This window comes from Yersinia proxima (assembly GCF_902170785.1).
Lineage (GTDB): Bacteria > Pseudomonadota > Gammaproteobacteria > Enterobacterales > Enterobacteriaceae > Yersinia > Yersinia proxima.
The window spans coordinates 674,756-699,203 of the sequence record NZ_CABHYG010000004.1; the positions used below are offsets into that span (position 1 = coordinate 674,756).

Sequence of the window (24,448 nt, forward strand, 5' to 3'; positions counted from 1 at the left end):
CATCAGTAGGGGCAACCTCGTTTATGACATATCGATTAAACAAAACAGGTCGGTTAAACAAAACAGACCGGGTAAGTAAGACGGTGATAGCCACATTGCTAGGGAGTTTACTACTCACCGGCCCCATACCTGTCAATGCTGAGACACAGACACAAGACCTGCTGCCCGATATCGGCACCTCAGCGGGAGCAACTTTGAGTATTGATCAGGAAAAAGCCATGGGGGACTTCTATGTCCGCCAAATGCGAGCCAGTGCCCCACTGATTTATGACCCATTATTGACACAATACATCAATTCGCTGGGTAATCGCTTAGTCGCAAATGCTTACTCGGTACGCACACCATTTCATTTCTATTTAGTCAATAACGATCAGATTAACGCCTTTGCTTTCTTTGGCGGCAATGTGGTACTCCACTCAGCCCTATTCCGCTATACAGAAAACGAAAGCGAACTGGCCTCCGTATTAGCCCATGAAATATCTCATGTGACTCAACGTCACCTGGCACGAGCGATGGAAGAGCAGCAACGTATGGCTCCCCTGACGTGGGTGGGTGTGCTAGGGTCTATCCTGCTGACAATGGCCAGTCCGCAAGCAGGGATGGCGGGCTTAAGTGGCACACTGGCAGGAGCTCAGCAAGGCGTCATCAGCTTTACACAGGGTAATGAGCAGGAAGCCGACCGAATTGGCATTCAAGTACTGCAGCGGTCAGGGTTTGATCCACAAGCCATGCCTAATTTCCTGCAAAAACTGGCCGATCAGTCGCGATATGCATCCAAACCACCGGAAATGCTACTGACCCACCCATTACCCGATAGTCGTCTATCTGATGCGCGTAACCGTGCTAATCAGATGAAGCCGCACCCGATTGCCTCGTCGCAAGATTACTTGTTCGCTAAAGTTCGTATTCTGGGTATGTATGGTTCAACCGAAAACAGCCTGACGCCCGATCTGCTTGAGACGTTGAGCAAAGGCACGACACGCGAACAACTGGCCGCCAAATACGGTCAGGCGATTGTATTGTATCAAGCCAAAAAATACGATGAAGCCCGCAATCAGCTACAACCACTGTTAACACAACAGCCAGGCAATGTGTGGTTCCTCGATTTGATGACAGATATCGATTTGGGGCAAAACAAAGCGGCCAGTGCCATTAGCCGCCTGCAAGCCGCAACCGCTAAACAAAATAATGATCCAGTGTTACTGCTGAATTTGGCCAACGCCTATGTTCAGGGCGGGCAACCTGCAGCGGCCATCAAGATATTGCGTAACTACACATTCCGCTATCCGAATGATCCTAACGGCTGGGATTTACTGGCTCAAGCTGCTGCGGCACTGGGCCTGCGCGATCAGGAACTGGCCGCGCGAGCAGAAAGCCTGGCATTGAGTGGCAAATTAACTCAAGCCATCGGATTACTCAGTGATGCCAGTGCGCGGGTGAAACTCGGCAGCCTGGAACAGGCTCGCTATGATGCCCGAATTGACCAGTTGCGCCAATTGAATGAGCGCTTCCGCAAATACCAGAAGTCCTAAGGAAGATTACTATGAAAGACGTCACGATTTATCACAATCCGCGTTGCTCCAAAAGCCGGGAAACACTCGCGTTAGTTGAACAGCAGGGCATTAAACCACAGGTGGTATTGTATTTAGATACCCCACCCTCTGTGTCCACACTAAAAGAGTTGCTGCAACAGTTGGGGTTCAGTGACGCACGGCAATTAATGCGCACCAAAGAAGAGCTTTATAAGGAGTTGAATCTGGCGGATAAAGCGCTGACGCAAGAGCAACTGCTGCAAGCCATGAATGATAATCCCAAGCTGATCGAGCGCCCTATCGTGGTTTATAAAGGTAAAGCGCGTATTGGAAGGCCGCCAGAGCAGGTGCTGGAGATTTTGTAGTCATTGCCTGAATGAATCATGCCCTGCATCATAAGAACGCGGGGTATTAAAGGCTGAGGATCTCTTTCACAAAGGGGATAGTCAGTTTGCGCTGTGCAGTAATAGAAGCACGATCAAGCTGATCCAATGTCATAAATAAAGTACGCATTTCTCGATCGAGGCGTTTTAGCAGAAAACGGCCCACATCTTCCGGTAATTCAAAACCGCGTAATTTGGCGCGTAATTGCAAAGCCTGCAATTTTTCATCATCTGACAAGGGCTGCAATTTATAGATTTGCCCCCAATCAAGTCGGGAAGCCAAATCAGGCAAACCAAGATTCAACTGCCGTGGTGGACGATCGCCGGTGATCAATAAACGGGTGCGGCCGGTTTCCACAATGCGGTTATAGAGATTAAACATCGCCATTTCCCACTGTTCGTCGCCCGCAATACACTCGATATTATCAATACAAACCAGAGCCAATTGCTCCATGCCATCCAACACTTCCGGCACGAAATAAGCACGTTTATCCAGCGGGACATACCCTACCGCCTCACCTTTTTGTGATAACTCGGCACAAGCTGCATGTAGCAGGTGGCTGCGGCCACCACCTTCGCGCGACCAAAAATAGATATAACTGCCATGAGACTGATGAACCGCGGACTGGATCGCCGCTAATAGGGACGGGTTCTCCCCCGGATAAAAACTGGCAAAAGTTTCATCATCGGGAAGATAGAGTGGCAGTGAAAGCTGTGCCGGCGTATTCAGAAGCACCTCAACCAACAAAACGGGCGGGAAAACATGGCAAGTTTACCACAAAAAACCACAACAGCATAAAAACCTGGCCTATACCCTAAATAATTCGAGTTGCGGGAAGGCGGCAAGTGAGAGAGTCCCGATGAGCTTACTGTGTTGTAAGTGATTCGGGTGACAAATCTGCCGGGAGCAGATTTGAACGCTGCTCGCAGCGGCCTCCTAGAGGCGAGGCCTATGGATGGGCCGAGTAACGAACGTAGCCAACGCACATGCAGCTTGAAGTATGACGGGTATAAGGCGAAAAACTGGCCGAACCGGCAAGTGCAGTTCGACCAGATAGCACTTTTATTTAAGCGCAGGCTCGTCTTCCGTTGCCTCAATAATTTCTTCTTCGGTGCGGATCAAGCTGATCACTTTGAACAGCAGGCTCAGACCGATACCTACCACTGTTGCCAATGCCATGCCTTTCAGCTCAGTTGCACCAATGTTCACTTTCGCGCCGCTCACTCCAATTATCAGGATGACGGAGGTTAAAATCAGGTTTTGTGCTTTGTTATAATCAACTTTTGACTCGATTAACACACGAATACCTGACGCCGCAATAACCCCGTACAGCAGCAGTGATACGCCCCCCATAACAGGAACCGGCACCGCCTGAATTGCAGCGGCCAACTTACCGACACAAGAGAGCATAATCGCCAGAATCGCCGCACCACCGATAACCCAGGTACTGTAAACACGGGTGATCGCCATAACGCCAATATTTTCACCATAAGTGGTATTCGGCGTGGAACCGAAGAAGCCGGAGATTACGGTCGAAATACCATTAGCAAACATCGAGCGATGCAGGCCTGGGTCACGAATCAAATCTTTTTTCACAATATTCGCTGTGACCACTAAATGCCCAATATGCTCGGCAATCACTACCAATGCTGCAGGCAAGATGGTCAGAATGGCAAACCACTCAAAACGTGGGGTATAGAATGTCGGCAAAGCAAACCAATGCGCTTCACGAATAGGAGTCAAATCAACCACACCCATCACGAATGACAAGGCATAACCGACCAGCACGCCAATCAGAATAGGGATAATGGCAAAGAAACCACGGAATAACACTGACCCCAGAATGGTTACCCCTAAGGTCACCATTGAAATGATGATGGTAGTGGAATCGACTGTCACCCCTTCGGCAGGCAACAACCCCGCCATTCCCGCAGCCACGCCAGCCAATTCAAGGCCGATAACCGCAACAATCGCCCCCATTGCCGCGGGCGGGAACAGCACATTCAACCAACCGGTGCCGGCTTTTTTTACAATCAACGCCACCAGACAGAACAACACACCGCACATGATAAAACCGCCCAAGGCGACTTCGTAACCCAATGGCAGCAATAGCAATACTGGTGAAATAAAGGCAAAACTGGAACCCAGATAAGCAGGGATTTTCCCCTTACAAATGAATAAGTAAAGCAGGGTTCCGATACCGTTAAACAGCAGCACCGTCGCCGGGTTAATTTTAAACAGAATAGGAACTAAAACAGTGGCACCAAACATTGCGAACAAATGTTGGAAACTCAGGGGGATCGTCTGGAGCAGCGGTGGGCGCTCGCTGACGCCAATGGTGCGACGGCTCATTTTCTCTATCCTCTAATGAAAGTTATATGGTGTGGTGTTGAATGCTGAAAATTATTCAAAAAAAAGCCGACTATCGAGTCGGCTATCTACTAAAGGTTATTCCAGTATGCGGTAATGAGCACAGGCAGTTTGGACACGGACAGCGCACAGAAACCGGAGCGTACACGCAGTACGTGAGGATTTCGAGCACTGCCCTGGTTCAAAATGGCAAGCGAATAGCATAATGGGGTGACCTTTTATTTGGTTCCGAAAATCTTATCGCCGGCATCACCCAATCCAGGGATAATGTAGCCGTGTTCGTTCAGGCCTTGATCGATGGAAGCAGTGTACAGCTCGACATCTGGGTGAGCGGCTTCCAGCGCTTTGATACCTTCAGGAGCAGCGACCAATACCAATACCTTAATACTCTTACAACCCGCTTTCTTGAGCAGATCAATGGTGGCAATCATCGAACCACCGGTTGCCAGCATCGGGTCAACCACCAGCGCCATACGCTCATCGATATTTGATACCAGCTTCTGGAAGTAAGGGACTGGTTTTAGAGTTTCTTCATCACGATAGACGCCTACCACACTGATGCGCGCGCTAGGTACATTTTCCAATACCCCTTCCATCATGCCCAAACCAGCACGCAGAATCGGTACTACGGTAATTTTCTTACCTTTAATCTGTTCAATCTCAACCGGCCCGTTCCAACCTTCGATGGTCACTTTTTCAGTTTCCAGATCGGCGGTTGCCACGTAAGTCAGTAAACTCCCCACTTCAGACGCTAACTCGCGAAAACGCTTTGTACTGATATCATTCTCACGCATCAAACCAAGTTTATGTTTTACTAGCGGGTGTTTCACCTCAACGATCTTCATTATTTTTCTCCTGGTTAGGCGACTGGCGGCCAAAAAAATCGCGAGATTATACCGCCTTTTTTTTTGAACACCACAATGAATAGCCTGATTCAGATCAATAGAAAATCATTATTAAGTCAAGAAAGCTAAAAATCGGCGTGATATCACAAGCCACTCGCAAACGTTTGCCTGCGCTGTTAGAATTGCCGCGTTTTCTTTAAACCGCCAACCGCCGTGGGGACCTCGCAGTGACCAACAAAACCTCTCTCAGCTATAAAGACGCAGGTGTAGATATTGATGCCGGCAATGACCTTGTTGATCGCATAAAAGGTGTGGTTAAACAGACTCGTCGCCCAGAAGTGATGGGTGGATTGGGCGGCTTCGGTGCCCTCTGCGCTTTGCCACAAAAATACCGTGAACCTATTCTGGTTTCAGGCACCGACGGCGTCGGCACCAAGCTGCGTCTGGCAATGGACCTGAAACGTCACGATACCATCGGTATCGATTTAGTCGCCATGTGTGTCAACGACCTGGTGGTTCAAGGCGCAGAACCATTGTTCTTCCTTGACTACTTTGCTACCGGTAAACTGGATGTGGAGACTGCCGCCAGTGTGATTACCGGGATTGCCGAAGGGTGCAAACAATCAGGTTGTGCGCTGGTCGGTGGTGAAACTGCCGAAATGCCGGGGATGTACCACGGTGAAGATTACGACGTTGCCGGTTTCTGTGTTGGCGTGGTCGAAAAATCTGAAATTATCGACGGCAGTAAAGTGGCACCAGGTGATGCACTGGTGGCGTTAGGGGCCAGTGGCCCGCACTCTAACGGCTACTCTTTGGTGCGCAAAATTCTGGAAGTCAGTCAAACCAATCCAGAGCAGACCCAATTGGATGGCAAATCTCTGGCTGACCATCTGCTGGAACCGACCAAAATTTACGTAAAATCAATTCTTAGCTTGATTGAACAACTTGATATCCATGCTATTGCTCACCTGACCGGTGGTGGCTTCTGGGAGAATATCCCACGCGTGTTGCCACAAGGGACTCAGGCAGTGATTGATGAAACTAGCTGGCAGTGGCCTGCGGTGTTTAGCTGGTTGCAAGAGACGGGTAATGTCAGCCGCCACGAAATGTACCGTACCTTTAACTGCGGCGTCGGCATGGTTGTTGCGCTCCCCGCTGAACTGGCAGACAAAGCAGTTGAATTGCTAACCGCATCCGGTGAAAAAGCCTGGAAAATCGGTGTTATCGCTGCGGCGACGGAGGGTGCAGAGCAAGTCATTATCAATCCGTAATATTGATAATTCCCCCTGCAACTTCAAGTACGAGGGATCTTACCCAAAGTAATTGGTGTTGCAGGTAGGCGGCAAGCAAGAGAACCCCGATGAGCTTACACAAGTAAGTGATTCGGGTGACAAATCGGTCAGGAACCGATTTGAACGCTGTTTGCAGCGGCCTCGCAGAGGCGAGGCCCATGGACGGGCCGAGTAACGCGCGCAGCCAACACCCCTGCAACTTCAAGTACGAAGGGTATTATGAAAAAGATAGTGGTATTGGTCTCCGGCCAAGGCAGTAATTTACAGGCACTGATAGACGCCCAACAACAAGGGCGCATTTCAGGCGAGATTAGTGCTGTTTTCAGTAATAATCCTGATGCTTATGGGCTGGAGCGAGCTGAACTGGCAGGTATTGCTCATCACTCCCTGGATGCCAAGGCTTATGCCGATCGTGCCAGTTTTGATTTAGCATTAGCGCAAGCCATTGATCAGTATCAACCTGATTTGCTGGTGCTAGCGGGTTATATGCGCATTCTCAGTCCGGAATTTGTTCAGCATTATGCTGGCCGGATGTTGAATATTCATCCTTCCTTACTGCCGAAATATCCCGGCTTGCATACCCATCGTCAAGCATTGGAAAACGGCGACCAGGAACACGGTACTTCGGTACATTTTGTGACTGAAGAACTGGATGGCGGCCCGGTCATCCTGCAAGCCAAAGTCCCTATTTTCAGTGATGATAACGAAGCGGATGTGATTTTGAGAGTGCAAACTCAAGAGCACAGCATTTACCCGTTAGTGGTCGGCTGGTTTACTGATGGCCGTCTGGCAATGCGTGATAATGCTGCCTGGCTGGATGATAAACGCTTACCCGCACAAGGTTATGCAGCTGAGTGAAACAAGTTAATGAATATTGATTAAAGGCGCTGCCATTTTAAGGTGAGCGCCTTTTTTATTTCCTCTGTGCGAACACCTCAACTCAATAGTATAATTTTTACGGCAGCAGCCGCTGTCCTATATGAGGAATAAGCATGTCCAGCACTAGCAGCGTCCGGTTACGCCCATTGGAACGGGATGATCTGCCGTTTGTCCATCAGTTAGATAATAATGCCAGCGTGATGCGCTACTGGTTTGAAGAGCCTTATGAGGCCTTTGTCGAACTGTCTGATCTGTATGATAAACATATCCATGATCAGAGCGAGCGCCGCTTTATTATAGAAAGCCAGGGCACCAAAGTAGGTCTGGTTGAGCTAGTCGAAATTAATCATATTCACCGTCGTGCTGAGTTTCAGATTATTATCGACCCGGCCCATCAAGGTAAAGGTTTTGCCGGTTCGGCTGCGCGACTGGCAATGGAATACGGTTTTTCTGTCCTGAATCTGTACAAACTGTATTTGATTGTGGATAAAGAAAATGAGAAAGCCATTCATATTTATACAAAGTTAGGCTTTGAAATCGAAGGTGAATTAAAACAGGAGTTCTTTATCAATGGTGAATATCGCACAGTGATCCGTATGTGTATTTTCCAGCCGCAATATTTGGCGAAATATAAGACACCATCGATAAAGAGTGCTTAACCGATAATCAGGTCATTGGCGCTGCAGCAATCCAAACCGCTTCAGCGTCAATTTAATCCAAATGCCATCAACCATAGCGGCCGGTAATATAATCTTCCGTACGTCGTTGATGCGGTGAGGTGAACAATGCATCGGTAGCGTTATATTCCACCAGTGTCCCCTGATGGATAAATGCGGTGTAATCTGAAACCCTGGCCGCCTGCTGCATATTATGTGTCACTAACACCACGGTATACTGCTGTTTTAATTCGGTAATTAACTCTTCGATAGTTAATGTAGAAATAGGATCTAACGCCGAGGTTGGCTCATCGAGCAATAGCACTTCCGGCTCAATCGCAATAGCCCGGGCTATCACTAAGCGCTGCTGTTGACCACTGGAGAGACGAAAGGCATTTTCGCGCAACCGGTCTTTAACTTCATGCCACAAAGCAGCAGCGCGTAATGAGCGCTCGACGGCATCATCCAGCACCCTTCTGTCACGAATTCCCTGCAAACGCAGGCCATAAACCACATTCTCATAAATAGATTTTGGGAAGGGATTCGGCCGTTGGAAGACCATGCCGACCCGCCGACGCAATGCCGCCACATCGGTGGTTTTCTCGGTAATGATTTGGTTACCCAAACAAATTTGGCCCTCAAGGCGGCAGTTATCCAACAAATCATTCATGCGATTAAAGCAGCGCAATAAGGTTGATTTGCCACAACCGGAGGGGCCAATTAGCGCAGTAACACGGTGCCTGGGGATATGAAAGGAAATATCATGCAGCACCTGTTTATCGCCATAAAATAAATTGAGCTTTTCGACCGCTAATGCAGTTTGCTCGGGGGTCAATTGCTGCACATCCAATAGCGGCAGCGAATCCGGCATCAAAAGTCCCATATCTCATCCTGCGGGTTAAAAAGTTCAGTCACAGCATTAAACCACGGTATTTTTCGCGCAGATGATGGCGAATACCAATAGCCGCTAAATTAAGGCCTACCACAATAATCACCAGCAGTAGCGCAGTGGCAAAGACTAATGGCCGGGCAGATTCTACATTGGGGCTTTGGAATGCCATATCGTATATCTGGAAACTTAAATGCATAAATTTACGTTCTAAATGCAGGAATGGGAAAACACCGTCTACTGGTAATAGTGGCGCTGATTTCACCACCCCCACCAACATCAATGGTGCCGTTTCCCCTGCGGCCCGTGCTACCGCTAAAATCAGCCCGGTTATCATCGCGGGAGCAGCCATTGGTAACACAATATGCCACAGCGTCTCAGCTTTACTCGCCCCCAGTGCCAATGAGCCTTGCCGTAAGCTGGCCGGAATGCGTGATAACCCTTCTTCGGTGGCAACAATCACCACCGGCAATGTCAATAAAGCCAGCGTTAATGCCGCCCAGAGCACGCCCGGCGTACCGAATGTCGGGTTAGGCAAGGCCTCGGGATAAAACAGTTTATCCAGTGAACCACCGATAAAATAGACAAAGAAACCAAGACCAAACACCCCATAAACAATGGAAGGCACACCAGCTAAATTCACTACGGAAATACGAATCATCCGAGTAAGCCAGTTTTTCCCTGCATATTCATGTAAGTAAACCGCTGCAATCACTCCCAATGGCATGACCACAATAGACATCAAAATCACCATCAGTACTGTGCCAAAAATAGCTGGGAACACTCCCCCCTCAGTATTAGCGTTGCGCGGGTTATCGGTCAGAAACTTATGTGTTTGTACTGCAAAATGGCGTAGTTTCTGCCAAAAGTTCATATCATTGGGATACCAGGCACGGTTGATTTGGCTCAGTGGTAGTGCATGAACTTGCCCATTCATATCGCGCAATAGCAGAGTGTAACGGCTTTGGTCGCTTTGCAAGCCGCGTAATTTTTCCATCATCGCCTGATGGCTGCGCTGGAGTTCGCCCCACTCGGCTTCTATGCGGTCTTGCGCTTTGCCATCAAAATCACCGCTCATTTGCAGACGTTTTTTCTGTAACCGCAATGTTTCGAACTGTTGATTCAGCATGTTCATCTGACGGAACTGGATATCTTGGGACTGCCTTACCAGCGCCTGTATTACCGGAATCCGCTTTTGCAGTTCCTGAGCTAAATTATCGCCCACGAGCGGCTGGTCGTTATCCAGCATTCCAGCCAGAAAACCATATGCCGTACCATTGATTTGCCTTTCTAACACCAACACATCTTTGGGCTGGCTGCGCTGTTGAATATCGGTGTCCAGCAGCCGATGAAAATCTTGCCCCTGTACCTCACGATTACCGGTTTTAATCAGGTAACGGGTCACAGTTTCACCCGCTTCTGGCGGTAACATAATACCCGCTTGCTCTAATTGTTCACGTGGGAGGGACTGCTCCTGATAAATTTCACCAATCACCCTGACGGGGCCTGCGGCGGTTTGTTTGAGTTCAAACAGGTAAACCGGGCTAGGCCAAAAATAACGCATCCCCTGCCCCGCCAGCAATAAAACCACACCCAGCAAGGCCAACAAGCTGATACTCACCGCCCCAGCCGTCAGCCAGATCCACGGCGAGCCGGAAGCAAACCATTTTTTGGTAAAGCCAGCCATCAGACAATCTGCTCCATTTGATAGCGTTCACGTAACCGCAAGCGAATGGACTCCGCGAGTGTATTGACTAAAAACGTGAAACAAAACAGCACTAATGCCGTCAAGAACAGCACCCGATAATGGCCACTGCCCATCACCGCCTCCGGCATTTCTATAGCAATATTAGCGGCCATCGCCCGTAATCCCTGGAAAATACTGCCATCGATAATCGGCGTATTTCCGGTCGCCATCAATACAATCATGGTTTCCCCTACTGCGCGGCCAAAACCAATCATTAATGCGGAAAAAATACCGGCATAAGCGGAAGGCAGCACTACACGAATCAGGGTTTGCCACTGTGTAGCCCCCAGAGCCAAAGAACCCTGACTCAGTGATGGTGGCACGCTAAACAGTGCATCTTCGGCCAGCGAGAAAATGACCGGGATCAGGGCAAAGCCCATGGCAACCCCCACCACTAAAGCATTGCGCTGGTCATAGTTATCCCCCAACCATTCATGCAACGGCACTCCCAGCACCCCTATCGCCAGTTTTGGCCCCAACCAAAGTGCCAGCCAGCCAGTCAATAGAATGACCGGCAGCAAAATAATGACATCCCAGCCCGCAGGCAACTGGCGTGGCGCTTTTGCCGCCAATCGAGCGCTACCCCAGCCACACAATAAAATCGTCAATGCCAGCAAGGGGGGCAACAATAAAATACCGGTCAAGTACTGTTCGATAACCGGAGCCAGCCAAATACCGGCAATCAAACCGATCACCACCGTCGGAAAGGCACCCATCATCTCAATCGTCGGTTTAACTATTCGCCTTAGGCCCGCCGACATAAAATAAGCAGTATAAATGGCACCAGCCAATGCCAGCGGCATAGCAAATAACATGGCGTAGCCCGCCGCCTTTAAGGTGCCGAAAATAATGGGGATCAGACTGAATTTGGCTTGATAGCTCTCTTGTGCCGAACTTGACTGCCAAACATAGGCCGGTTCGGGATAGTTCTCATACCACACCCGCTGCCATAAGCTGCGCCAATTGATGTCAGGATAGCGATTGTCTAATTGATAGGTAGTCCAACCGGCAGCATTCTCGACCAGCAGGTTATCGCCCCAGGGGGAGAATGCGGCATGAGTCATTCCCGCCACCAGTTTATGTTGTAATAGCGGTGCTGACTGGATACTCGAGAACAGTGATAGCTCACCTTGTGGTGATAATGAAGCAAATACTCGCCGCGCGTTTTCAGTGGTTAGTAAGCCCTTACCTGCGGGCGTAAAGCTGCGAATTCGCGTCAAATGATATTGGTTATCTGGCCCTTTAGGTACATCAAACCATTGCGTGACGACACCGTCCGGCGATTGAACCAACAGTGATTTTCCGCCCGCTAATAGAGAAAGGTGTAACGCCCCTTCCGACAGATGTTTGTCATCTTGCAAAGGAACCACTTCTCGTAATGTCAGTTCAGCGCCAACTTGATAGATATACGCCTGATGGCCGGATAACAGATAGAGCAGACGCCCATCGGGTGCCAATAACAGTTGGTCAATGGCCTTGGGGACATCCGTCAGTTCGGTGATCTGCTGCACTTCAGTTGTAAATACTCCAGCCATCAGACGACCATCTGCGGTAGTGGCGGCAATAGAAAAATGTTGTGGCTGCGGTTCAGCCAGCACCAAATGGCTCAGTTTTTGGCCTGTCAAATCCAGAAAACGCGGTTGCTCACCCAGTGGAAATTGCCAGCGTGGTGGCGTTGCTGAAAAATCAGGTTGCAGCAGCATAAAACGACCATTGCTCAGGCCAATGCCATACAAAGATTGACTACCCGCAGCACGGCTGATTGACACTGGTGGGGGCGATAGTTGCTGTTCACTAATCAAACTCCCCGCAGGAGATTCACCCTGTTTATCCAGCCGAATGAAATAACCTCTGCCCTTATCATCAATGCGGTATCCCACCAGCCCTTGGGCATCCGTCCCCATAGCTATAGTCGGCGCACTGCGATTCACAGCGAACTGATTATGCAAATTGATGGACGCGGGCTTAAACAGGGGCAGAACGGCGTACAATAAATAGACGAAAATCAACATTAAGGTCAGCAAAACCAGCAGGCCACTGCCCGTCACCAACATACGCACCAGACGTTCAATGACAGCCCGGCGCTTATCTCTCCCTGATGGTGTTACTACGCCCGCTTGCTGCATAATCTTGCTTACCCCTACTCTTGCGCTATATCCGGTCTATGTTGCCAATCTAAACGCCTATCTATAATAGATATACCGCCAGATGACCGAGCATCTTATGTCAGTTTTGTGGCGTTTGCATGACAATGTTTGTGATGAAAGTTTGGCAACGTTAACTAATGATATCTGTTGGACTTTCTTGTCAATCTTTCGCAATAATGATTGAGGACACTAAATACTCCCACAATAATCTTACTGGAGTTGCAATGGGTCAGGAAAAGCTCTACACCGAAAAAGAACTCAGTTGGTTATCTTTTAATGAACGGGTATTGCAGGAAGCGGCGGATAAGAGCAATCCACTTATCGAGCGGATGCGATTTCTTGGCATTTACTCCAACAATCTTGATGAATTTTATAAAGTCCGTTTCGCTGATCTGAAACGGCGCATTTTAATTAACGAGGAACAAGGCTCTGCCGTCACCTCCCGACATTTGCTGAAAAAAATCCAAAGCAAAGTGGTGAAAGCCGATCAAGAATTTGACGGGCTTTATAATGATCTATTGCTGGAAATGGCGCGTAATCAAATCTTCCTGATTAATGAGCGGCAAATCTCCGAGAATCAGCAAATCTGGTTAAAGCAATATTTTAAGCAGCATCTGCGCCAACACATCACGCCGATCCTGATTAACCACGATACTAATCTGGTGCAATTCTTAAAAGATGATTACACCTATCTGGCAGTGGAAATTATCCGTGGTCAGGAAATAGCCTATGCGCTGTTAGAAATACCTTCAGATAAAGTACCGCGCTTCGTCAATTTACCGCCAGAAGCACCGCGCCGTCGCAAGCCAATGATATTACTTGATAATATTCTTAGATATTGTCTTGATGAAATATTTAAAGGCTTTTTTGATTACGACGCGTTGAATGCTTACTCCATGAAGATGACCCGCGACGCGGAATATGATTTGGTCACTGAAATGGAATCCAGTCTGCTGGAATTAATGTCATCAAGCCTAAAACAGCGTCTGACCGCTGAACCGGTACGTTTTGTTTATCAACGCGATATGCCAGATGAAATGGTGGAATTACTGCGCGAGAAACTGGGTATCTCGAATGATGACTCAGTTATTGCTGGCGGTCGTTATCATAATTTCAAAGACTTCATCAACTTCCCTAATGTCGGCAAAAGCAATCTGGTTAACAAACCTATGCCACGCCTGCGCCATATTTGGTTTGATAAATTCCGCAATGGTTTTGATGCTATTCGCGAGCAAGATGTCTTGCTGTATTACCCTTATCATACCTTCGAACACGTATTGGAGTTGCTGCGTCAGGCGTCATTCGATCCCAGCGTGTTGGCGATTAAAATCAATATTTACCGCGTGGCCAAAGATTCGCGCATAATCGAATCAATGATTCATGCTGCTCATAATGGTAAGAAAGTGACGGTGGTGGTGGAATTACAGGCGCGTTTTGATGAAGAAGCCAATATTCATTGGGCCAAAAGTCTGACTGCCGCTGGCGTGCATGTTATTTTCTCCGCTCCGGGGCTGAAAATTCATGCCAAATTATTCCTAATCTCTCGTCTAGAAGGCGAAGAGATCGTGCGTTATGCTCATATTGGCACCGGTAACTTTAACGAGAAAACAGCACGTATTTATACCGACTACTCTTTACTGACGGCAGATGCGCGTATTACCAATGAAGTGCGGCGGGTATTTAATTTTATTGAAAATCCTTACCGCCCGGTTAAGTTCGATAATTTGATGGTGTCACCGCAGAACTCGCGCTTGATGTTATATCAATTGATCGATCAGGAAATTATTCATGCTCAGGCGGGCGAAAGCGCCGGTATTACCCTGAAGATAAATAATTTAGTGGATAAAGGCCTGGTAGATAGGTTATATAGCGCCTCCAGTGCGGGGGTAAAGATCCGGTTACTGGTGCGGGGGATGTGCTCATTAATCCCTAATTTGCCGGGGATCAGCGATAATATTCAGGTCACCAGTATTGTTGACCGCTTCTTAGAGCACGACCGGGTGTACGTTTTTGAGAATAAAGGCGACAAACTGGTCTATCTATCTTCCGCTGACTGGATGACCCGTAACATTGATTATCGTATTGAGGTAGCAGTCTCATTACTGGACCCGAGGTTAAAGCAGCGGGTGCTGGATATTTTAGAGCTGTTATTCAACGACACGGTAAAAGCCCGTTATATTGATAAAGAACTGAGTAATCGTTATGTACCGCGTGGAAATAGGCGCAAAGTACGTGCACAGATTGCCATCTATGATTATTTAAAAGCGCTGGAACAACCAGACGCATCGAGCTAAAACTATGCCGCTAACCAACAATTCAATTACCTCGAAACCGCAAGAAATTGCTGCTATCGACCTGGGATCTAACAGTTTTCATATGGTCATTGCCCGCGTCGTCAACGGCGCGTTGCAGGTTTTAGGGCGCCTGAAGCAGCGCGTGCACCTGGCTGATGGTCTGGATAGCAATAATATGCTTAGCGAAGAAGCCATTGAGCGGGGTCTGGCTTGCCTGGCTCTGTTTGCAGAACGTTTGCAAGGTTTCTCACCAGATAATGTCTGCATCGTGGGGACGCATTCACTGCGACAAGCGGCGAATGCAGAGACTTTCCTCAAGCGCGCCGCCGAGGTCATTCCTTATCCGATCGAAATTATTTCGGGTCAGGAAGAAGCGCGTCTGATTTTCATGGGGGTCGAACATACCCAGCCGGAGAAAGGCCGCAAACTGGTGATTGATATCGGTGGTGGTTCAACCGAGTTGGTGATTGGCGAAGATTTTGAACCTTTACTGGTCGAAAGCCGCCGTATGGGGTGTGTCAGTTTTGCACAACAATTTTTCCCACACGGCGAAATCAGTAAGACCAACTTTAAACGCGCCCGTCTGGCTGCCGCGCAAAAGCTGGAAAATCTCGCCTGGCAATACCGCATTCAGGGCTGGCAATATGCTCTGGGTGCCTCTGGCACTATCAAAGCCACCTATGAAGTATTGGTGGAAATGGGCGAGAAAGACGGCTTGATCACCCCAGAACGCCTCGAAATGCTGGTTGAGCAAGTGCTGCAATACAAACACTTCTCTGCATTGAGCCTGCCGGGGTTATCGGAAGATCGCCAATCGGTATTTGTGCCAGGGTTGGCTATCTTGTGTGGTGTGTTTGATGCATTGGCAATCAAAGAGTTACGTCTGTCTGATGGTGCATTGCGTGAAGGCGTGTTGTATGAAATGGAAGGCCGTTTCCGTCATCAGGATATCCGTCAGCGCACAGCTAAAAGTTTAGCCGAACACTACAATATTGACCGGGAGCAAGCCCGGCGGGTACTGGAAACCACCGAGCAACTTTATGCTCAATGGATGGCACAGAATACCAAGCTGGTGCAACCGCAGCTGGAAGCCTTGTTAAATTGGGCAGCCATGCTGCACGAAGTGGGGCTGAGTATTAATCACAGCGGGATGCACCGCCACTCTGCCTATATATTGCAAAATACCAACCTGCCCGGCTTCAATCAAGAGCAGCAATTGCTGCTGGCAACCTTGGTGCGTATGCATCGTAAAGCCATTAAACTGGATGAGCTACCACGCTTGAATTTGTTCAAGAAAAAGTATTATTTGCCGTTAATTCAATTATTGCGGTTGAGCACCTTATTGAATAATCAACGTCAGTCGACCACCACGCCGGAAACGCTGCGGCTAATAACCGATGACAGCCATTGGACATTACGTTTCCCTGCAGGTTACCTGGCACAAAATAACCTGGTACAACTGGATTTTGAACGTGAACAGGCTTATTGGGATGATGTGGTTGGCTGGAAGCTAATTATTGAAGAAGAAGTAGCTGAAGAAGCCGAATCTGAGGCTGACAAAGCCTAATCAGAATAAGTAATTGCGGCAAGGCAGCAATTAAGAGAATCCCGATGAGCTTACATTAGTCAGTGATTCGGGTGACAAATCGGTCAGGAACCGATTTGAACGCTGCTTGCAGCGGCCTCGCAGAGGCGAGGCCCATGGACGGGCCGAGTAACGAATGCAACTAACGCCGCTGCGGTTCCAAGAACGAAGGGTATTACCCAAAGTCATTGGGATTGCGGCAAGGCAGCAAATAAGAGAGTCCCGATGAGCTTACATCAGTCAGTGATTCGGGTGAACGAATGCAGCTAACGCCGCTGCGGTTCCAAGAACGAAGGGTAAAGGGACATATGAAGAGACGGCCATCGACCCAACTAACAAAAATAATCTTGCTGGTGAGCTTTCTCATTCTATTTGGCCGCTTATTGTTCGCAGGGATCGCCTCTATTTCTCACCATCAGGAGCGACGTGAAGCACAACGAGTTGAGTTGTCAGTGGACGGTGAACTTCCTGGCCCACATGAGACAGATGTTAGCCCCTAGATTTTCGTACTCATGCGCTCGTTTTATATACACGGACACCATACATTATGCCAGTACCAATCATTCCGGTTTCGTTTTCTGCTGCGGCCAAAAAAACCACTAAAAATAACGCGAAAAAACTGGCAGAAATACGCAATCGAATACTATCTCTCCTATTAAATAATAAAGCCTTAGTCGATGGCATTCTTGGCCGTCAGGAAGACAGGGAAAAAATCAGTGATGAGCAACTTGCTGAACAAACATTAGAAATCAAAACGCTGCTCGACGATCTCCACGCAGCTGACCTTGCCGACTTACTCGAAGCCTTGCCCAACGATGAACGTTTGGCATTGTGGCGCTTGGTCAAAAACGAGAAACGTGGTCAAACGCTGGTCGAAGTCTCTGAAACAGTGTGGGACACACTGATCAAAGAGATGAGCGACAAAGACCTGTTAAAAGCGATGCGCACCTTGCATGTCGATGAACAGGCTTATCTGGCTGAATACCTGCCGCGTAACTTGATGGGTCGCTTGCTCACGTCACTGGACCCGGACCAACGCGCCCGGGTGCGGGAAGTCATCCAATATGGCCGTGATACTGTCGGCCAGATGATGGATTTCGAACTGGTGACGGTTCGGGCCGATGTCACCCTTGCCACCGTGCAGCGCTATTTGCGTTATCGGAAGAATATCCCCGATGCTACGGATAAGATCTTCGTTATTGATCGCAAGAATACCTTACTGGGCGAACTACCTCTGACTGCTATTCTCCTCAATGCACCGGATACCAAAGTATTCCAGGTGATGGAGAGCAACCCGACAACTTTCCAACCGGAGCAAAAAGCAGAAGACGCCGCAGGTGCCTTTGAACGTTATGACTTGATCAGCGCCGCCGTTATTGATGCCAAAGGCAAACTAATGGGCCGTTTGACCATCGAAGAGATTGTTGATGTGGTCAATGAAGAGAGTGACACCACCTTAAGGCGCATGGGGGGCTTAAGCCCGGAAGAAGATGTATTTTCCCCGGTGGGACGTGCTGTTCGAACTCGTTGGTCATGGCTGGCCATTAATCTTTGTACCGCCTTTGTGGCCTCAAGGGTCATCGGGTTATTTGAAGATACCATCTCACAATTAGTCGCATTGGCGGCATTGATGCCAATTGTCGCCGGTATTGGCGGTAACACCGGCAATCAAACCATCACCATGATTGTGCGCGCCCTGGCGTTGCATCATATCCAGCAGGGTAATGTCACTTTTCTGATGTTCAGAGAGTTAGGTGTCGCGCTGATCAATGGGTTGATCTGGGGCGGGATTATGGGGGTGGTCACCTATCTGCTCTATGACGATCCGGCGATGGGCGGCGTGATGACGTTGGCGATGATCCTTAACTTATTAATGGCAGCACTGATGGGGGTCATTATCCCGATGACCATGGCCCGTTTAGGTCGTGACCCAGCTATCGGTTCCAGTGTCATGATCACAGCTATCACCGATACTGGCGGCTTTTTTATTTTTCTGGGACTCGCCACCCTATTCTTAGTTTAATGATTATGATAATAAACAAATCATTAATTGAGCATGGGATCAACAAATAGCAACCATCCATGCTTAGCTATACTAAACTACTAAATATGACCGTATTTCAAATACGGTCTATTTTTATATGGTAGATTTTTCTATCATAATCAACATGTTTGCGAGCAAAATAAGGCGTTATATGGATCTCAGCGCGGCTGAAAAACCGGCTCCTGACAATAAAACTCTGCTGCACATCGCTATCGTCAGCATCGTGGTGTTTTTGCTCGCACTATTTTGTATCCGCCTTTCTGAGCAATCAGAAAACCTGGCTCCGTTATGGTTCCCAACCGCAGTATTGATGGTGGCACTATTCCACCACCCCATGCGCTATTGGTCGTGGCAATTATTATCAGCAGGAATATGTATTGTTGCCGCCAATTATATTTTATATGGAATCAGTTGGTTTCCGCTGCCGCTGACATTGATAAATCTTGCAGAAGCAGCGGCGGGCGCCTGGCTACTGCGCAAATTTCTCCAACCTAAAGATCCTTTAAATAACCTGTTCAGTTGGCTCAAATTCTCGATTTGTACCGTGGTCATTGTCCCCCTGATGAGCGGGCTGGCAGCAGCGTGGTACTTGGCGCCGCAAAACGGCAGCTTTACCCAAGTGCTAACAGTGTGGTTTATGTCCGAAGCCATCGGCATGTTGGCGCTGGGGCCGGTTGGGCTACTTTACCGCCGCGGTTATTTTAATATAACCAACAAAACCAAAGCCCTGTTCGACATGACATGGATGATGATAGTATCGCTATCTGCTTGTTATATCGGTCTGATATATCTGCCATTTCCCTTTACTTTCATCATCATGGCATTGATTTGGGTATCTATTCGCTTACCGCGTTTTGAAACCTTTACCATCTGTTTTCTGGCCACATTGCTGATTGCGCTGATGATCAATTTCAACCTGTTTACCCTTCAGGCTGATACCAAACTGTCAGTACAGGCGTTTTCCTTTATTCCATTATTGATGGTGTTGATTCCACCCCATGCTATGGCAATGGTGATGCACGCCTTCCGCATGGAGAAAGAGCATATCGTTGAAAGTGAAAACCGCTTTCGCAATGCGATGGAATATTCAGCCATCGGTATGGCACTGGTCTCGCCAGAAGGCAAATGGATGCAGGTCAACCAGGCACTGTGTAAATTGCTGGATTATCGTCAGGAAACCTTACTCACCCTGACCTTTCAACAAATCACTCACCCGGAAGATCTCTCCGCCGACCTGAAATTGCTTGATGATTTGTATCATGGCCGTATCCCCAGTTACTCGATGGAAAAACGCTATATCCGCAGTGATGGCGAGGTGGTGTGGGCACTGCTGGTGGTCAGTGTAGTACGAGACCATGAGCAACAGCCGCTCTATTACATCTCGCAAGTGGAAGATATTAATGATCTGAAAAAGAGTGAGATAATTAACCGCCGTCTGATGGAGCGCATTACGCTGGCAAACGAAGCCGGTGGGATCGGTATCTGGGAATTGGATATCAAAAAGCAGCTGATCAGTTGGGATAAACGGATGTATGAGCTTTATCATGTCCCGCTCAATACCCCCGTTGATGAAAAGGTTTGGCAGCAATACATTCACCCGGAAGATATCAACCGCGTGAAGCGTGAATACAGTGCAGCCCTCACTCAACGTCAGCCGTACCGGCTGGAGTTCAGGCTATTGCTGCCCAATGGCGAGATCGTCCATTTGCGTAATCAGGCTAATATGATTTGCGACAAAAATGGCAATATTCTGCGCCTGATTGGTACAACGCTGGATATGACCGAAATCAGAAATCTGACTGAAGCGCTGCATGAAGAGAAAGAGCGGTTACATATCACGCTCGATTCCATCGGCGAGGCGGTAGTGTGTACTGATCAGGAAATGAAAATCACCTTTATGAATCCGGTCGCAGAGAAAATGACCGGTTGGGCAAATACCATCGCACTGGGCCAACCCATACAGCATATTATTAAGCTCACTGATGGTATCGATGGGCCGGAAATTGATAATCCGATAGAACATTGTCTCACTCAGCGCCCTTATTCCTCACTGAATGAGTCGATGGTATTGCATCATCGTGATGGGCAACATTACGATATTCAGGAATCTGTCGCGCCACTGAAAACACTGGAGGGAACCATTGTTGGGGCGGTTCTGGTGTTCCAGGATGTCGGCGAGTCGCGCGCAATGATGCGCAAGCTCAGCCACAGCGCCTCTCACGATAATCTTACCGGCCTGCCAAATCGCGCCAATTTCGAAAATAAGCTGAAAGCCGCTATCCAGAAAAGCATCGATTTTGACCAACAGCACGCGTTGGCCTTCCTTGATCTGGACTATTTCAAAACGGTTAACGACACCGCCGGGCACCCTGCTGGCGATGCGCTGCTCAAAGAACTCAGTCAATTAATGCGCCAACATCTGCGCAACAGCGATTGTGTTGCGCGGCTGGGAGGCGACGAATTTGGTTTACTGATGCTCAATTGCACCCTGCCTCACGCCAAAGCTATCACCCAAAGCCTGGTATCCATGATCAATGGCTATCATTTCTACTGGGAAAATAAGCTGTACCGTATAGGTGCCAGTGCCGGTGTCACGCAAATCAGCAGCAGTAACAGTCAGCGCAGCGAAATCATGGCGCAGGCTGATATCGCCTGTTATACCGCCAAACACAGCGGACGTGGTCAGGTTTATCTCTATCAGCCAAGGCAAAAACAGCTGTTGGCTCGCCAGCACGAATTACTGAGTCGGGAAGATGTAGAAAGTATTCTCAGTGAGAATCAGCTGCTGCTACAAGTTACCCCGACCGCGCCACCTAAAACGCCGTTATCAGTGTGTTTCTATCAGGTCAGTTTCGAAATTAATCGGCCAGACAATATCATCGTCAGTCAGTCGGCCTTTGAGGAGGCGGCAACGTTGTATAACTTGCTGCCGAAAGTCGATAGCTGGATATGCGAGCAATTGTTAGTTGTTCACGCCCAGGCAATCCAGCAGAAAGGGCTGGCGCTGGCGATCCCGCTATCAGAATTGGCGCTGCTCAAAGAGGATTTCCGCCAATCACTGCTCACATTGATGCAACAGACCCTGGTGCCACCACAAAGTTTGTACTGGATGATAGATGAGTCCACATTGCTGCAATATCCGTTTGCGATTGGTAACTTCCTCGCCAAACTGCAACAACTGGGCTGCAAGCTCATTGTGAAAGAGTTTGGCCATAATCTGAATGATTTTGAATTGTTAGCAGAGCACCGCATTGATTACCTGAAATTTAACAGCGAATTAATCGCCCATATTCATATTAATCAAATGGACGAAGTGCTGATATCCATTATCAACGGCACCGCACAGCGTGCGAATATCGCCACACTGGCAGGCCCGGTAGAACTGCCGCCAACCTTGAGTAAATTGATTGATATCGGTGTTGATTTAGCTGACGGCACAATGATTGGCCGCACTGAACCTTTATCTGAAGTGCTTAACAGCGGCTATTTCGCCATTAAATAACCAAATCTCCCGACTTGATGATTGCCCCGTTGCTCACTCTAAGGTAAAGTCGCCCCCCTTTATTTGGCCTGGGGGCAATTATGTTCATTGGATTTGACTACGGCACAGCAAACTGCTCAGTTGCCGTGATGCGGGATGATGCTCCCGAATTGCTGGTGCTGGAGAATAATGACGTCTATTTGCCCTCTATGCTGTGCGCCCCGACCCGCGAAGCCGTGAGTGAGTGCTTGCACCGCCACTGGCAGGTGCCAACCGGCAGTGACGAAAACCAGCAACTGTTACGCCGCGCCATGGCGTTCAACCGCGAAGAAGATATTCCGGTGACAGCTGATAGCTTGATGTTCGGCCTGTCAGCGCTGGCCCACTATATTGAAGATCCCGAAGAAGTTTACTTTGTAAAATCGCCTAAATCTTTCCTGGGTGCCAATGGATTAAAACCGCAACAGTTGGCGTTGTTTGAGGATTTAGTCTGCGCCATGATGTTCCATATTAAGCGCCAGGCAGAATCGGTATTGGCAGCTGAAATCAGCCAGACAGTGATTGGCCGCCCGGTTAACTTCCAGGGTTCCGGCGGTGAAGAAGCCAACCAACAAGCTGAAGGTATTTTACTGCGCGCCGCGCAACGCGCTGGTTTTCGCGATATCGCTTTCCAGTTTGAACCAGTGGCCGCCGGGTTGGATTTTGAAGCCACACTCAAGAGCGAGAAAACCGTGTTGGTAGTAGATATCGGCGGCGGGACCACTGACTGTTCAGTACTGCTGATGGGGCCGAAATGGCAAGGTCTGGCCGATCGCCAGCAAAGTCTGCTGGGCCACAGTGGTTGCCGTGTCGGAGGGAATGACCTCGATATCATGTTGGCATTCAAGCAACTGATGCCACTGTTTGGTATGGGCAGCGAAACCGAAAAAGGGATTGCGATGCCGTCATTACCTTACTGGAATGCTGTTGCCACCAATGATGTTCCGGCTCAGAGCGATTTCTATAGCACGGTTAATGGCCGTTTCCTGCGGGATTTGATCCGTGATGCCGCCAATCCACAGCAAGTTGAGCGCTTACTGAAAGTCTATCAACAGCGCTTAAGTTACCGCCTGGTGCGAGCCGCAGAAGAGAGCAAAATTGCGCTGTCCGAGCAGCAACAGGTCGCCGCGGCACTGGATTTTGTGCAACCAGAGTTGGGGCAAACTATCAGCCAACAACAGCTCGCCGAAGCCATATCCCAGCCACTGCAACGCATTCAAGAGCAAGTCAGTCTGGCACTCGCCACCAGCCACGTCACGCCGGATGTAATTTACCTGACCGGCGGCAGCGCTCGTTCCCCGCTACTACGCGCGGCATTACAGCAGCAATTACCGGGGATTCCATTAGTGGGTGGTAATGATTTTGGCTCCGTCACCGCTGGGTTGGCGAGGTGGGCACAGACGCTTTACCGGTGATATTGATGGTGGTGATTAGTGATTAGTGATCAATTCGGTTGTTAGAGCTTCACGGCTCACCTTACCTCCGATGAACCAACCGCCAAAGGGGTTACAAGCGCGTAACCCCCTTGGAACCCCTGCGCTTACGCACGTATCGCTTGCCCACTGCGTGGGTTCCCTCACTCATCATTTCGCTGACGGATCGGGCCGATTATAGCCTCTTCGAGGCAACCCTTCGGGCCAACGCAAGCGTTGTTCAAAACTGCTACGCAGTGTTGTCGCATCCATGCTCAAGCGGCCCTCGCTCGACATCCATGCCTCGCGTCCTACCTTCATTCTTCACTCGGCTGCTCAAATGTGCTTTTAACTTCAAGGTCAAAACAATGGTTTTGATTTTCTCTTTTGACCTTGAGCGCAATTAGGAATATTACCGACAAGGATGGAGGGTAGAGTGAGCGGGCATGGACAAATCTACCGGGAGCAGATTTGAACGCTGCTAGCAGCGGCCCCGAAGGGGTGAGTCCCAGGGATGGGACGAATTACCCCGGCGAAAAGCGCGCTGGAGCAGGACGCGACTCGCGCTGGCTCGATAAGGCCAACGGCTGCCGTAGGGGACTGCGAATAGCAGTAATATTTCGCGCAAGCCGCAGGTGCAGGAGGGCCGGCTTGCCCTCCTGCTCGGTTGAGGCCGCAGAGGTAAGGTGATAACAGAACGTCTATCAACCGAAATCAGATCCCGTACTCTAACACACCCCAATTAATATCCCCGACCTGTTCCGATCTATTTCCAAACCACTTTCAGCAAACTAAATAAGCCCGCTTCCAAACAATTCCAGCAAAATAATCATAATAATACCGCCTTAGTCC

18 protein-coding genes are annotated in these 24,448 nt (G+C 49.0%); 11 read left to right on the plus strand and 7 right to left on the minus strand.

All coding sequences use genetic code 11. The annotated features are described in order from the left end of the window. The first annotated feature begins 23 nt into the window (after positions 1 to 23). Both bepA and arsC read left to right on the plus strand, forming a co-directional pair. The gene (bepA, locus tag FTB31_RS05135) at positions 24 to 1,532 is read left to right on the plus strand and encodes a beta-barrel assembly-enhancing protease (RefSeq protein ID WP_227731174.1); all 1,509 of its coding nucleotides are present in this window, start codon (positions 24 to 26) and stop codon (positions 1,530 to 1,532) included. Positions 1,533 to 1,543: 11 nt separating this feature from the next. Beyond that, entirely contained in the window at positions 1,544 to 1,897 is a 354-nt protein-coding gene (gene arsC / locus FTB31_RS05140) for an arsenate reductase (glutaredoxin) (protein ID WP_227724523.1), read from the plus strand. Between the two features lie 46 nt (positions 1,898 to 1,943). On the opposite strand, the gene hda is transcribed toward arsC, so the two are convergent. The 3 genes from hda to upp form a co-directional block, all read right to left on the minus strand. Then, positions 1,944 to 2,651 (minus strand): DnaA inactivator Hda, encoded by a 708-nt coding sequence (gene hda, locus FTB31_RS05145; protein WP_005172380.1) that lies wholly within the window; start codon positions 2,649 to 2,651, stop codon positions 1,944 to 1,946. Between the two features lie 327 nt (positions 2,652 to 2,978). Next, the gene (gene uraA, locus FTB31_RS05150; protein WP_050076313.1) at positions 2,979 to 4,268 is read right to left on the minus strand and encodes a uracil permease; all 1,290 of its coding nucleotides are present in this window, start codon (positions 4,266 to 4,268) and stop codon (positions 2,979 to 2,981) included. A gap of 236 nt (positions 4,269 to 4,504) precedes the next feature. Continuing rightward, positions 4,505 to 5,131, minus strand: a complete 627-nt coding sequence (gene upp / locus FTB31_RS05155) for a uracil phosphoribosyltransferase (RefSeq protein WP_005162121.1) — start codon at positions 5,129 to 5,131, stop codon at positions 4,505 to 4,507. 227 nt (positions 5,132 to 5,358) lie between these two features. Here upp and purM point away from each other — a divergent pair, with 227 nt between their 5' ends. The 3 genes from purM (at position 5,359) to speG (ending at position 7,961) form a co-directional block, all read left to right on the plus strand. After that, the gene (purM, locus tag FTB31_RS05160) at positions 5,359 to 6,402 is read left to right on the plus strand and encodes a phosphoribosylformylglycinamidine cyclo-ligase (protein WP_077173766.1); all 1,044 of its coding nucleotides are present in this window, start codon (positions 5,359 to 5,361) and stop codon (positions 6,400 to 6,402) included. A gap of 240 nt (positions 6,403 to 6,642) precedes the next feature. Next, on the plus strand, positions 6,643 to 7,281 hold the full coding sequence (purN, locus tag FTB31_RS05165) for a phosphoribosylglycinamide formyltransferase (RefSeq protein WP_227731175.1): 639 nt from the start codon (positions 6,643 to 6,645) through the stop codon (positions 7,279 to 7,281). A 134-nt stretch (positions 7,282 to 7,415) separates the two neighbouring features. Beyond that, positions 7,416 to 7,961, plus strand: coding sequence for a spermidine N1-acetyltransferase (gene speG, locus FTB31_RS05170; protein WP_050076319.1), 546 nt, complete (start codon positions 7,416 to 7,418; stop codon positions 7,959 to 7,961). A gap of 67 nt (positions 7,962 to 8,028) precedes the next feature. Here the strand turns inward: speG and pstB are convergent, their stop codons facing one another. The 3 genes from pstB to FTB31_RS05185 are packed head-to-tail and all read right to left on the minus strand — an operon-like array spanning position 8,029 to position 12,720. Continuing rightward, positions 8,029 to 8,841, minus strand: a complete 813-nt coding sequence (gene pstB, locus FTB31_RS05175; RefSeq protein ID WP_077173764.1) for a phosphate ABC transporter ATP-binding protein PstB — start codon at positions 8,839 to 8,841, stop codon at positions 8,029 to 8,031. 28 nt (positions 8,842 to 8,869) lie between these two features. Then, complete coding sequence (gene pstA, locus FTB31_RS05180; RefSeq protein ID WP_050076322.1) at positions 8,870 to 10,534, minus strand: phosphate ABC transporter permease PstA; 1,665 nt, start codon at positions 10,532 to 10,534, stop codon at positions 8,870 to 8,872. Next, positions 10,534 to 12,720 carry an ABC transporter permease subunit gene (locus FTB31_RS05185; protein WP_227721977.1) on the minus strand — a complete coding sequence of 729 codons (2,187 nt, stop codon included), beginning with the start codon at positions 12,718 to 12,720 and terminating at the stop codon, positions 10,534 to 10,536. The genes pstA and FTB31_RS05185 overlap by 1 nt, the downstream gene beginning before the upstream one ends. Positions 12,721 to 12,965: 245 nt before the next feature. Here FTB31_RS05185 and ppk1 point away from each other — a divergent pair, with 245 nt between their 5' ends. The 6 genes from ppk1 to yegD all read left to right on the plus strand — a co-directional run bounded on the left by ppk1 (position 12,966) and on the right by yegD (position 23,599). Further along, entirely contained in the window at positions 12,966 to 15,035 is a 2,070-nt protein-coding gene (ppk1, locus tag FTB31_RS05190; protein ID WP_050076325.1) for a polyphosphate kinase 1, read from the plus strand. A gap of 4 nt (positions 15,036 to 15,039) precedes the next feature. Further along, positions 15,040 to 16,602, plus strand: coding sequence for an exopolyphosphatase (gene ppx / locus FTB31_RS05195; RefSeq protein ID WP_050076326.1), 1,563 nt, complete (start codon positions 15,040 to 15,042; stop codon positions 16,600 to 16,602). Between the two features lie 326 nt (positions 16,603 to 16,928). Beyond that, positions 16,929 to 17,120 (plus strand): YfgG family protein, encoded by a 192-nt coding sequence (locus FTB31_RS05200; protein ID WP_011815811.1) that lies wholly within the window; start codon positions 16,929 to 16,931, stop codon positions 17,118 to 17,120. Between the two features lie 47 nt (positions 17,121 to 17,167). Further along, positions 17,168 to 18,643 carry a magnesium transporter gene (gene mgtE, locus FTB31_RS05205; protein WP_227719486.1) on the plus strand — a complete coding sequence of 492 codons (1,476 nt, stop codon included), beginning with the start codon at positions 17,168 to 17,170 and terminating at the stop codon, positions 18,641 to 18,643. Positions 18,644 to 18,815: 172 nt separating this feature from the next. Then, positions 18,816 to 22,166 carry a diguanylate cyclase gene (locus tag FTB31_RS05210; RefSeq protein WP_227728316.1) on the plus strand — a complete coding sequence of 1,117 codons (3,351 nt, stop codon included), beginning with the start codon at positions 18,816 to 18,818 and terminating at the stop codon, positions 22,164 to 22,166. An 80-nt stretch (positions 22,167 to 22,246) separates the two neighbouring features. Then, the gene (yegD, locus tag FTB31_RS05215; RefSeq protein WP_050076329.1) at positions 22,247 to 23,599 is read left to right on the plus strand and encodes a molecular chaperone; all 1,353 of its coding nucleotides are present in this window, start codon (positions 22,247 to 22,249) and stop codon (positions 23,597 to 23,599) included. Positions 23,600 to 23,767: 168 nt separating this feature from the next. On the opposite strand, the gene FTB31_RS05220 is transcribed toward yegD, so the two are convergent. Then, complete coding sequence (locus FTB31_RS05220; RefSeq protein WP_175627961.1) at positions 23,768 to 23,917, minus strand: hypothetical protein; 150 nt, start codon at positions 23,915 to 23,917, stop codon at positions 23,768 to 23,770. Positions 23,918 to 24,448 lie beyond the last annotated feature (531 nt).